The sequence below is a fragment of the Streptomyces sp. NPDC056948 genome, assembly GCF_042674225.1.
In the GTDB taxonomy this organism is placed as follows: domain Bacteria; phylum Actinomycetota; class Actinomycetes; order Streptomycetales; family Streptomycetaceae; genus Streptomyces; species Streptomyces purpurascens.
Genome location: NZ_JBHUQX010000329.1, coordinates 1 through 11,020, shown reverse-complemented (window position 1 = coordinate 11,020; position 11,020 = coordinate 1). Strand labels below are relative to the sequence as shown.

At 69.7% G+C, this 11,020-nt stretch carries 10 protein-coding genes; 7 read left to right on the top strand and 3 right to left on the bottom strand.

Annotated elements, in window-relative coordinates:
* Positions 1-2,221: transglycosylase domain-containing protein (locus ACFTZL_RS32655; RefSeq protein WP_382590134.1), on the bottom strand; the 2,221-nt coding region annotated here is incomplete at its 3' end.
* A 261-nt stretch (positions 2,222-2,482) separates the two neighbouring features.
* Between ACFTZL_RS32655 and ACFTZL_RS32650 the strand changes: the two genes are divergently transcribed.
* From ACFTZL_RS32650 to ACFTZL_RS32630, 5 genes are all read left to right on the top strand, one after another.
* Positions 2,483-3,418: an SPFH domain-containing protein gene (locus tag ACFTZL_RS32650; RefSeq protein ID WP_382590131.1), complete on the top strand. Its 936-nt coding sequence runs from the start codon at positions 2,483-2,485 to the stop codon at positions 3,416-3,418.
* Positions 3,415-3,675, top strand: coding sequence for a hypothetical protein (locus ACFTZL_RS32645; protein ID WP_382590128.1), 261 nt, complete (start codon positions 3,415-3,417; stop codon positions 3,673-3,675). Before ACFTZL_RS32650 ends, ACFTZL_RS32645 begins: the two co-directional genes overlap by 4 nt.
* 114 nt (positions 3,676-3,789) lie before the next feature.
* A complete protein-coding gene (locus ACFTZL_RS32640) occupies positions 3,790-4,314 on the top strand; it encodes a PadR family transcriptional regulator (protein ID WP_382590125.1) in 525 nt (174 codons plus the stop codon).
* Positions 4,311-5,000, top strand: a complete 690-nt coding sequence (locus ACFTZL_RS32635; protein ID WP_382590122.1) for an ABC transporter ATP-binding protein — start codon at positions 4,311-4,313, stop codon at positions 4,998-5,000. The genes ACFTZL_RS32640 and ACFTZL_RS32635 overlap by 4 nt, the downstream gene beginning before the upstream one ends.
* The gene (locus tag ACFTZL_RS32630; protein ID WP_382590119.1) at positions 4,997-7,336 is read left to right on the top strand and encodes an ABC transporter permease; all 2,340 of its coding nucleotides are present in this window, start codon (positions 4,997-4,999) and stop codon (positions 7,334-7,336) included. The genes ACFTZL_RS32635 and ACFTZL_RS32630 overlap by 4 nt, the downstream gene beginning before the upstream one ends.
* Positions 7,337-7,352: 16 nt before the next feature.
* On the opposite strand, the gene ACFTZL_RS32625 is transcribed toward ACFTZL_RS32630, so the two are convergent.
* Positions 7,353-8,297, bottom strand: a complete 945-nt coding sequence (locus ACFTZL_RS32625; RefSeq protein ID WP_382590137.1) for a LysR substrate-binding domain-containing protein — start codon at positions 8,295-8,297, stop codon at positions 7,353-7,355.
* Positions 8,298-8,436: 139 nt separating this feature from the next.
* Between ACFTZL_RS32625 and ACFTZL_RS32620 the strand changes: the two genes are divergently transcribed.
* Together ACFTZL_RS32620 and ACFTZL_RS32615 are read left to right on the top strand one after the other, a co-directional pair.
* The gene (locus ACFTZL_RS32620) at positions 8,437-8,991 is read left to right on the top strand and encodes a peroxiredoxin (protein WP_382590116.1); all 555 of its coding nucleotides are present in this window, start codon (positions 8,437-8,439) and stop codon (positions 8,989-8,991) included.
* Positions 8,992-8,997: 6 nt separating this feature from the next.
* Positions 8,998-9,531, top strand: a complete 534-nt coding sequence (locus ACFTZL_RS32615) for an alkyl hydroperoxide reductase (protein WP_382590113.1) — start codon at positions 8,998-9,000, stop codon at positions 9,529-9,531.
* A gap of 137 nt (positions 9,532-9,668) precedes the next feature.
* Here the strand turns inward: ACFTZL_RS32615 and ACFTZL_RS32610 are convergent, their stop codons facing one another.
* Positions 9,669-10,979, bottom strand: coding sequence for an AI-2E family transporter (locus tag ACFTZL_RS32610; protein WP_382590110.1), 1,311 nt, complete (start codon positions 10,977-10,979; stop codon positions 9,669-9,671).
* Positions 10,980-11,020: the final 41 nt, after the last annotated feature.

Genomic DNA, 11,020 nt, shown 5'->3' with positions numbered 1-11,020 from the left:
CGGTCGGGGGCGTGTGGGTGGGGGGTGCCGTCGTGGGTGGCGGGGGGGGCGCGGTGCTGGGCTTCACCGTCGTGGGGGGGGGGGCGGACGACGACGGTTCCTCGGTCGTCGGCTCCTGCGTGGGCTCCTCGGTCTCCGACTGCGTGGGCGTCGGCGTCCACGTCGGCTTGACCGCCGCGCCCTGCGTGGTGTCCAGGTCGAACTTGGTGACGTCGCCCATCACGCCGAAGGTGTACGCCGCCCAGATCTGCGCCGGGAAGCCACCGCCGTTGATACGGGGCTCGCCGGCCGCCTTGTACATCGCGACCTGCGCGTGGGTCTTGGCGTCCTCGCCGAACAGGCCCACCGAGGTGACCAGGTTCGGCGTGTAGCCGGTGAACCAGGCCGACTTGTTGTTGTCGGACGTACCCGTCTTGCCCGCGACCTGCTGGCCGTCGCGCCCCGGGTTGTCGCGCACGGAGGTCTGGGCGGTGCCGTCGTCGACCACGCCGGTCAGTACCGAGGTCACCGAGTCGGCGGCCTCGGGGCTGATGACCTGGTCGCCGACCGGGTCGGGCATGGTGACGGTCTGGTTCAGGTGCTCCGCCGACTTCACGAGGGCCGGGGTGACCTTCTTGCCGTGGTTGTCGAGGGTCGCGTAGACGCCGGCCATCTGCAGGGGGCTCGCGCCCATGCTGCCCAGGGTCTGGGCGGGCACGGCCTGCATGTTCTCGGTGTCCATGCCGAGCTTGCCGGCGACCTTCACCACCTCGGACATGCCGACGTCGACGCCCATCTGCGCGAAGACGGAGTTGACGGACTTGTTCATCGCCGTCTGGACGCTGATGGGCCCGTAGTCCTTGTCGTCCTCGTTCTCGGGGTTGAAGCCGACCTTGCTGCCGTCCTCCACGACCTGGCGCTTGCTCGTGCCGTCGTAGACCGTGTTCGCGGCGATCGGCTTGTCGTCCTGCGTCTTCGCCTGCTCCTCCAGGGCCGCGGCGAGGATGACCGGCTTGAAGGTGGAGGCGGGCTGGTAGTCGGAGCGGGTGGCGTTGTTGGTGTAGTGCTTGAAGTAGTCCGTGCCGCCGTACATCGCGACCACCGCGCCCGTCTTCGGGTTCACGGACGCGGCGCCGGCCTGGACGTCTCCGTCGACCTTGCGCTTGTCGGGGTCGAGCTTGCTGTTCAGCTGCCGCTGGACGGACTTCTCCAGCGCGACCTGCTTCTTCTTGTCGATGTTCAGCGTGATGGTCCAGCCGCCGGCATTGACCATCGCCTCGGCTTCCTTGGTGCTGTCGGCCGTGCCCTCCGCGACGAGCCGCTTCTCCAGGGTCGCGTTGGCCGCGTTGACCAGATAGCCCTTCTGGCCCTCCATGCCGGGGGCGGGCCTGGGCTCCTTGGGCACCGGGAACTTCATGGCGTCACGCTCGGACTGGCTCAGCCAGCCCTCCTCGACCATGTTCTTCAGGACGTAGTTCCAGCGGGCCTTGACCAACTTCTTACCGCCCTCCGAGGCGACCGCCCAGTCGTACTGGCTCGGGGCCTGGAGCAGCGCGGCGAGGTAGGCGCCCTGCGCGACCGTGAGGTCCTCGGCGTCCTTGCCGTAGTAGGCCTGGGCGGCGGCCTGGATGCCGTAGGCGTTGCGGCCGTAGTAACTGGTGTTGATGTAGCCGGCGAGGATGTAGTCCTTGGACTTCTCCCGGTCCAGCTTCAGCGAGATGACCAGTTCCTTCAGCTTGCGCGTGACGGTCTGTTCCTGCGTCAGGTAGTAGTTCTTGACGTACTGCTGGGTGATCGTCGAACCGCCCTGCGCGCCACGGCCGGAGAGCGTGTTGACCACGCCGCGGGCGGTGCCCTTGAGGTCGACGCCGGCGTCCTTGTAGAAGGTCTTGTTCTCGGCCGCGACGAAGGTCCGCCCGACGTCCTTGGGGACCCTGGACAGGTCGACGACCTCACGGTTGACCTTGCCGTCGCGGGCCATCATCGAGCCGTCGCTGTACTTGTAGATGTTGCTCTGCCGCTTGGCGTCGGCGTTCCCCTCGGGGATGTCGATCACCATGTACAGCACGATGAAGGCACCCATGCCGAGCAGGCACAGGCCGAAGAAGGTGCCGAGGATCTTCTTCCAGGTGAAGAGCCTGCGTATACCGCCCTTCCCGGCCGGGGCCGACGAACGGTGGCTCTGGGGTGCCGCCCGGCGCCCACCGCGCTGTCGGGCGCGTCTCTCTTCCGCTCGTCCCATGGGTCCGATCCGCTCCGCTTCGTTCATGTGTGCTCTTGCGTCACACAGGTTCGCCGCTCAGGTCAGCTCCGAAAGCTAACACCGGGAGATAAGAGATAGGGCTGCCGATCCGGCCCTTTGCGGACGTGACAATCAGCACCCATCCCAACGGAACCGACGTTCGAGACACCCGAAGGGTTGCCAGGGCGCGATAAAGTGATATCACTTAGATAGACGGACGCTATGCAGGATGGCTCCGCGGAAAGAACGGGGGATTCACCCATGTCCACACACGACGCGCAGGTCACCGCCGACGTACCCGAGATGCCGACCCCACGCGTACGGGAGTTCACCGCGCACAGCATCGGCGGCGGGCTCGCCCTGCTCCTCGGCCTGCTCGGACTGCTGGCCGGCGCCGGGATGATCGCGGCCGCCACGGCGGTGGACGGGACCGGCGCGAAGGCCGGCCTGATCATCGGCGGCATCGTGGTCGCGCTCGCGGCGTTCCTGGCCATGTGCGGGCTGAACATGGTGGCGCCCGGCGAGGCCCGTGTCGTCCAGCTCTTCGGCCGCTACCGGGGGACGATCCGGCAGGACGGCCTGCGCTGGGTGAACCCGCTCACCTCGCGCACGAAGATCTCGACGCGGGTCCGCAACCACGAGACCGCCGTCCTGAAGGTCAACGACGCCTACGGCAACCCCATCGAGCTCGCCGCGGTCGTGGTGTGGCGGGTCGAGGACACCGCCCAGGCCACCTTCGAGGTGGACGACTACATCGAGTTCGTCTCCACCCAGACCGAGGCGGCCGTGCGCCACATCGCCATCGAGTACCCCTACGACGCGCACGACGAGGACGGCCTCTCGCTGCGCGGCAACGCGGAGGAGATCACCGAGAAGCTCGCCGTCGAACTGCACGCACGCGTGGAGGCGGCCGGGGTACAGATCATCGAGTCGCGCTTCACGCACCTCGCGTACGCCCCCGAGATCGCCTCGGCGATGCTCCAGCGGCAGCAGGCCGGCGCGGTCGTCGCGGCCCGGCGGCAGATCGTGGACGGAGCGGTGGGCATGGTCGAGGCCGCGATCGCCCGGATCACCGAGCGGGACATCGTGGAGCTGGACTCCGAACGGAAGGCGGCCATGGTCTCCAACCTCATGGTGGTGCTGTGCGGGGACCGCGCCGCGCAGCCGGTCCTCAACACCGGATCCCTCTACCAGTGACCGTCCCGTCCGAGGGTCCGGGCTCTCAGCGCCGGCCGCAGCAGCAGCGCAAGCAGGTGCTGCTGCGGCTGGACCCGGCGGTGTACGAGGCGCTGGCCCGCTGGGCCGGGGACGAGCTGCGGTCGGCGAACGCCCAGATCGAGTTCCTGTTGCGCAAGGCGCTCGCCGATGCGGGGCGCCTGCCACGGGAGACCGGGCCCATCCCCCGGCGTGGGCGGCCGCCCGGGGGCTCCACCCCCGGACCCCCGTCGACCTGAGGGCTGTTGCGGAACCGTGACAACGGCTCCCGACCTGCACACCCGCACCACCCGCCATGAACTGCACACCCAGCGTATACATGCGGCGTATACACGATGTGTAGAGTGCTTGGCATGTCCATCGGTCACACTCTTCTGGGGCTCCTTGAGTCCGGCCCGCGGCACGGTTACGACCTGAAGCGGGCCTTCGACGAGAAGTTCGGTCACGACCGGCCGCTCCACTACGGCCAGGTCTACTCGACGATGTCCCGCCTGCTGAAGAACGGGCTCGTCGAGGTCGACGGCATCGAGGCGGGCGGCGGGCCCGAGCGCAAGCGGTACGCGATCACCGAGGCCGGCATCACCGACGTCGAGCGCTGGCTCGCGACGCCGGAGAAGCCGGAGCCGTACCTCCAGTCGACCCTTTACACCAAGGTCGTCCTCGCGCTGCTCACCCACCGCGACGCCGCCGACATCCTCGACACCCAGCGCTCCGAGCACCTGCGCAGCATGCGGATCCTCACCGACCGCAAGCGCAAGGGCGACCTGGCCGACCAGCTCATCTGCGACCACGCCCTGTTCCACCTGGAGGCCGATCTGCGCTGGCTGGAACTGACCGCGGCGCGTCTGGACAAGCTCCGTGAGGCGGTGGCCCGGTGACCATTCCCGCTGGTTCACTGCTCACCGCGCAGGACCTGCGCAAGGCGTACGGCCCGACCACCGCGCTCGACGGTGCCGAGTTCTCCATCCACCCGGGCGAGGTCGTCGCCGTGATGGGCCCGTCCGGGTCGGGCAAGTCGACACTGCTGCACTGCCTCGCCGGGATCGTCATGCCCGACTCGGGCGCGATCACGTACCACGGGCGCGAGGTGACCTCGATGAGCGACGCCGAGCGCAGTGCGCTCCGGCGCTCCGAGTTCGGGTTCGTGTTCCAGTTCGGCCAGCTCGTGCCGGAACTCACCTGCGTGGAGAACGTCGCGCTCCCGCTGCGCCTGAACGGGTCGCCCCGCAAGGAGGCCGAGCGGACCGCGCTGGCCTGGATGGAGCGTCTCGAGGTCGACGGGCTGCGCAAGAAGCGGCCCGGCGAGGTGTCCGGTGGTCAGGGGCAGCGCGTCGCCGTCGCCCGCTCGCTGGTGACGAACCCGCGGGTGATCTTCGCCGACGAGCCGACCGGCGCGCTGGACTCGCTCAACGGCGAGCGCGTGATGGAACTGCTCACCGAGGCCGCCCGGTCCACCAACGCGGCCGTGGTGCTGGTGACGCACGAGGCGCGGGTGGCGGCCTACTCCGACCGCGAGATCGTCGTACGCGACGGGAAGTCCCGGGACATGGAGCGCGTCGTATGAGCGCACGGCAGTGGGGCCGGGACCTGGCGATGGGTACCCGGTACGCCTTCGCCGGCGGACGCGAGGGCTGGACCCGGGCGCTGCTCACGGCCGTCGGCGTCGGGCTCGGCGTGGCACTGCTGCTGCTCACCACCGCCATCCCGAACGCGCTGGCGGAGCGGGACCGGCGCGAGGAGGCGCGCAGCGACCACACCTTCAACCAGCAGAACATACCGAAGGCCGACAACACCCTGGTCGTCCTGGACTCGGACACCACCTTCCGCGACCTGGACGTCCGCGGGCGTCTGCTGGAGCCGGAGGGTCCGAAGGCACCGCTGCCGCCGGGCGTTTCGGAGTTTCCCGCGGCGGGCGAGATGGTCGTCTCCCCCGCGCTGAAGGAACTGCTCGCCTCCGGCGACGGGAAGCTGCTGCGCGAGCGGCTGGACTACCGGGTCACGGGCACCATCGGCGAGCAGGGGCTCGTCGGCTCTCAGGAACTCGCCTACTTCGCGGGCGGCAAGGGGCTCGAGAAACTGCTGGACGGCTCCGCCAGCGGAGCCCGGATCGACAGCTTCGGCAACCCGGACCTGGCGTCGTCCGACCCTTGGGACCCGGTACTGCTCCTGCTGGTCCTGGTCGTCTTCGTGGTACTGCTCATGCCGGTCGCCGTGTTCATCGCCGCGGCCGTGCGGTTCGGCGGCGAGCGGCGCGACCGCAGGCTCGCGGCACTGCGGCTGGTCGGCTCCGACAGCCGGATGACGCGGCGGATCGCGGCCGGCGAGGCGCTGGCCGGGTCGGTGCTGGGACTCGTCCTCGGCACCGGGTTCTTCCTGCTCGGGCGTGAACTGGCGGCCACCCTCGAGGTGTTCCGCATCAGCGTGTTCCCGAGCTATCTGAACCCCTCTCCCCTGCTGGCCGTCCTGGTCGCGCTGGCGGTGCCGGCGGCGGCGGTCCTGGTGACGATCCTCGCCCTGCGCGGGGTGGTCATCGAGCCGCTCGGCGTAGTGCGCACGGCCAAGCCGACGCGACGCCGGCTGTGGTGGCGACTGCTGCTTCCGGTGGGCGGGCTCGCCCTGCTCTACCCGATGGTCGGGCAGGGCGACGACGGCGGGAACTTCAACCAGTACCTCGTCGTCGGCGGCGTGATGCTCCTGCTGGTCGGCGTCACGGCGCTGCTCCCCTGGGTGGTGGAGACGGTCGTGGCGCGGCTCGGCTCCGGCGGGGTCGCCTGGCAACTGGCCGTACGCAGGCTTCAGTTGAGCAGCGGCACGGCGGCCCGGATGGTCAACGGCATCGCGGTGGCGGTGGCCGGGGCCATCGCCCTTCAGATGCTGTTCGCCGGAGTGGAGGGCCAGTACACCAAGGCATCCCAGTACGACGTCTCCCGGGCCCAGATGAGCGTGGACGTGCCGGACGGCGCCGACAGCGCGGCCATCGCCGGGAAGTACCGCGACTCCGAAGGCGTGCGCCAGGTCACCTCACTGTCCGACGTCTATCTCGGCGACCGGCGCGGCGAGGCGGGTTCCATCGTCCAGGTCACCGTGGCCGACTGCGCGTCACTGCGCGAGGCGGCCACGCTCCCTTCCTGCCGCGACGGTGACGTCTTCGCCGTCAAGGGCTCGGAGTACGACAGCGACAGCGACCACCTGTCCAAGCCCGGCACCACCTTGTGGGCCGACCCGAGCGCGACCCGCCGCTCCGGCGGCGGCTGGGTCTCCTGGACCGTGCCGAAGGACATCCGGCAGGCCCAGCCCCGCGAGGACCCCACCGGGTACGAGCGCGGCGGCATCCTGGTCACGCCCGGCGCGCTGCCCGAGAAGCTCGGGGCGGCCACCTCCGCGCGGCTCTTCCTGAGCCTGGACCTCTCGGCGCCGGACGCGTACGACCACGTGCGCAACACGGCCGCGCGTCTCGACCCGGTCACCCAGCCCATGACCTGGCACAGCGTCGAGAGCAACGAGCGCTACGCCACCATCCGCACCGGCCTGTCCGTCGGCGCCGCGTGTGTGCTGGCGCTGATCGGGGCGAGCCTGCTGGTCTCACAGCTGGAGCAGTTGCGCGAACGCCGCAAGCTGCTGTCGTCGCTGGTCGCCGTCGGCACCCGGCGCCGCACGCTCAGCCTGTCGGTGCTGTGGCAGACGGCGATCCCGATCGGTCTCGGCCTGCTGCTCGCCGCGACGGTGGGCATGGCCCTGGGCGCGGTCCTGCTGCGGATGACGGACACATCCGTCCGGGTGGACTGGCCGAGCGTGCTGACGATGACCGGCATCGGCGCGGGGGTCGTCCTGGTGGTGACCCTGCTGAGCCTGCCGCCGCTGCTGAAGCTGATGCGGCCGGACGGGCTGCGGACCGAGTAGGGGCCGGTACCAGCCGTCAGGCGCTCTGGTCGAGGACCCGTACGGGCATCGGCCGGAGCGCCTGACGCAACGCCGCCGCCAGTTCCTCGTACTCGCCGCCGCGCGCTGCCCCCGCCCGCATCGCCAGGGCGATACGGCGGGTGGGGGCCGGGTCGGCGAAGTACCCGGTGAGGAGCTGGTCGCTGCGGGAGGTCTCGACCGTGAGGGCGGTGCGCGGCAGCAGCGTGACACCGAGCCCGCCGGCGACGAGCTGCACCAGCGTGGACAGCCCGGCGGCGGTCGTCGTGACCGGCACGTCGTCGCGGCCGGCCTCCCGGCAGATGTCGAGGGCCTGGTCACGCAGGCAGTGCCCCTCGTCCAACAGCAGCAGGTTCAGCTCGCGCAGCGCCTCCCGCGGAATGCCCTCGCGCCCGCCGAGCCGGTGGTCGAGCGGGGTGACGAGCACGAAGTCCTCGTCGAAGAGCGGCAGTTCGGTCACGCCCGGGACGCCGAGCGGCACCGCGAGCAGCAGCAGGTCGAGCCGCCCGCTGGTGAGACCGTCGAGCAGGCTGGCGGTCTGCTCCTCGTGCACCTGGAGGTCCAGGTGCGGATACCGTTCGTGGACGAGCCGCAGGACCGTGGGCAGCAGATAGGGCGCCACCGTCGGAATCACCCCGAGCCGCAGCACCCCGGTGAACGGGGCCCGCACCGCCTCGGCCTCCTCCATCAGAGCGCCCACCTCGCCCAGCACCGCCTTGGCCCGTACGGCGATCCGCTCGCCCTCGGGTGAGAGCAGCACCTTGCGCGTCGTACGCTCGAGGAGCGTCACTCCGAGTGTCTCCTCGAGCGCCGAGACGGCACCCGAGAGGGCGGGCTGGCTCATGCCGATCGCCCCGGCGGCGTCCCGGAAGTGCAGATGCTCGGCCACGGCCGCGAAGGCACGTAGCTGGGCGAGGCTGGGCTGCCTGCGCTTATTACCCACAGTCACTGATAACTACCTCCGATCAACCCGACCGAGTGTAGCTATTTCTGTAATCAATCGACGTTGTGTCAACATCAACACAGTCCAACCCATGGGAAACACCCGCAATCCGGGTGTTTCCTCGCTGCAAGGAGAGTGTGTGCTCACCGTCGGTGACAAGTTCCCCGAGTTCGACCTGACCGCCTGCGTCTCGCTGGAGAAGGGCGAGGAGTTCGAGCAGATCAACCACAAGACCTACGAGGGTCAGTGGAAGGTCGTCTTCGCCTGGCCCAAGGACTTCACCTTCGTGTGCCCGACCGAGATCGCCGCCTTCGGCAAGCTGAACGAGGAGTTCGCCGACCGCGACGCGCAGGTCCTCGGCTTCTCCGGTGACTCCGAGTTCGTCCACCACGCCTGGCGCAAGGACCACGACGACCTGCGTGACCTGCCGTTCCCGATGATGGCGGACTCCAAGCACGAGCTCATGCGCGACCTCGGCATCGAGGGCGAGGACGGCTTCGCCAAGCGCGCGGTGTTCATCGTGGACCAGAACAACGAGATCCAGTTCTCGATGGTGACCGCGGGTTCGGTCGGCCGTAACCCGAAGGAGGTCCTGCGGGTCCTCGACGCCCTGCAGACCGACGAGCTGTGCCCCTGCAACTGGAGCAAGGGCGACGAGACCCTCGACCCCGTCGCGCTGCTGTCCGGGGAGTGATCTGAGATGTCCCTCGACAACCTGAAGTCCGCGATACCGGACTACGCCAAGGACCTGAAGCTCAACCTGGGCTCGGTCATCGGCAACTCCGACCTGCCGGCCCAGCAGCTCTGGGGCACGGTGCTGGCCACGGCCATCGCCTCGCGCTCCCCGATCGTGCTGCGCGAGCTGGAGCCGGAGGCGAAGGCGAACCTGTCGCCGGAGGCCTACACGGCGGCGAAGGCCGCGGCCGCGGTGATGGCGATGAACAACGTCTTCTACCGCACGCGTCACCTGCTCTCGGACCACGAGTACGGCACCCTGCGCGCGGGCCTGCGGATGAACGTCATCGGCAACCCGGGCGTCGACAAGGCCGACTTCGAGCTCTGGTCCTTCGCGGTCTCGGCCATCAACGGCTGCGGCATGTGCCTCGACTCCCACGAGCAGGTCCTGCGCAAGGCCGGCATCGACCGCGACGTCATCCAGGAGTCCTTCAAGATCGCGTCCGTGATCCAGGCGGTCGGCGTGACGCTGGACGCCGAGGCGGTCCTGGCGGAGTAACTCCCGGCCACGGGCGATGAACTGCAGGGCCCCGTCACCTGGGCATGGTGGACGGGGCCCTGTTTCATGTCCTTGTTGATGCCCGCGTTGATGTCGGCGTTGATGTCGGCGTTGATGCCCTCGTTGACGCGGTCGGGCTACTCCGACGGCGGGTCCGGGGCCGACGGCTCGGCGCTCACCGCCGTGGCGCCTCGCGGCCGTACCGAGTGCCGCAGCGCGGACTCCCGTGAATGCGCCCGCAGATACCCGGCCACCGTGTTCGTCACCGCGACCAGCGGCACGGCGACCACCGCACCGCCGATCCCGGCCACCATCCCTCCGCACGCGACGGACAGCACCACCGCCAGCGGATGCACCCGCACCGCCCGTCCCAGGATGAACGGCTGCAGGATGTGGCCCTCGATCTGCTGCACCGCGAGCACCACCACCAGGGTCATGACAGCCGTGAACACCCCCTGGGTGACCAGCGCGACCACCACGGCCAGCGCCCCGGACACCACGGCGCCCACCAGCGGGATGAACGCGAACAGAAAGATGAACACCGCCAGCGGCACGGCCATCGGCACATCGAGGAAGTAGATCCCCAGCCCGATGAAGATCGCGTCGATCAGCGCGACGATCACCGTGCCCCGCACATACGCCGTCAGCGTCCGCCACGCCGCGGGCCCGGCCCCGGCCACTCCCGGCCGCGCGGCCGCCGGAACCAGCTTCAGCGTCCACTCCCAGATCCGCTTGCCGTCGTAGAGCAGGAACAGGGTGGAGAAGACCGCCAGCAGGATCCCGGTCAGCGCCTCGACGACGACCGTCACGCCCTCCAGGCCCGCCGAGGTGATCTGGTCGGTGTTCGCGCCGACCGCCTCACGCAGGTTCTTGGCGATCTCGTTGATCTGCTTGTCCGTGACGTGGAACGGGCTGTTCAGCAGCCAGTTGCGCAACTCGTCGATGCCGTCCTGGATCTGGCCCGAGAGGTCGTCGATGTTCTCCATGACCTGCCAGGTCACGAACCAGCCGATCAGCCCCATGATGACGAAGCCGAGGATCGCGGTCAGCGCCGTGGCCGGTCCGCGCGGCACTCCGAGCCGCCGCAGCCTCCCCACGGTCGGGTGGAGCAGCGCGGTGATCAGCAACGCGCTCACGAACGCCAATACCACCAACTGGACGGCGCTGATGACCCGCATCAGCACCCACAGGGATCCCGCGAGGATGAGCAGCCGCCAGGCGGCCTCCGCCGCGACCCGCACCCCCCACGGCACGGCCAGCGCGGGATCGGGCCGGGCGGGAACGTCGGGCGCGTAGTCCGGGGGCGGCGGCACGTACTCGTCGGCCCCCGTCCGGGACTCGGCGTCGTCGCGCTCCCGTTCGGCCTCGGCGCGGCGCTCGTTCCACTGCTCGCTCATCTCGGTCAGTCCGGCGCCGAGCCGGCCGAGCCACCCTGGCACTCGCGACATGATCCGACCGTACATGGCGCGAGCCCCACACCGTACGACGG

Bases quoted from the DNA above. Each gene is read 5' to 3' on its own strand.
- ACFTZL_RS32615 (WP_382590113.1), top strand. From the start codon at position 8,998: ATGTCCCTCGACAACCTGAAGTCCGCGATACCGGACTACGCCAAGGAC.
- ACFTZL_RS32640 (WP_382590125.1), top strand. From the start codon at position 3,790: ATGTCCATCGGTCACACTCTTCTGGGGCTCCTTGAGTCCGGCCCGCGG.
- ACFTZL_RS32650 (WP_382590131.1), top strand. From the start codon at position 2,483: ATGTCCACACACGACGCGCAGGTCACCGCCGACGTACCCGAGATGCCG.
- ACFTZL_RS32630 (WP_382590119.1), top strand. From the start codon at position 4,997: ATGAGCGCACGGCAGTGGGGCCGGGACCTGGCGATGGGTACCCGGTAC.
- ACFTZL_RS32610 (WP_382590110.1), bottom strand. From the start codon at position 10,979: ATGTCGCGAGTGCCAGGGTGGCTCGGCCGGCTCGGCGCCGGACTGACC.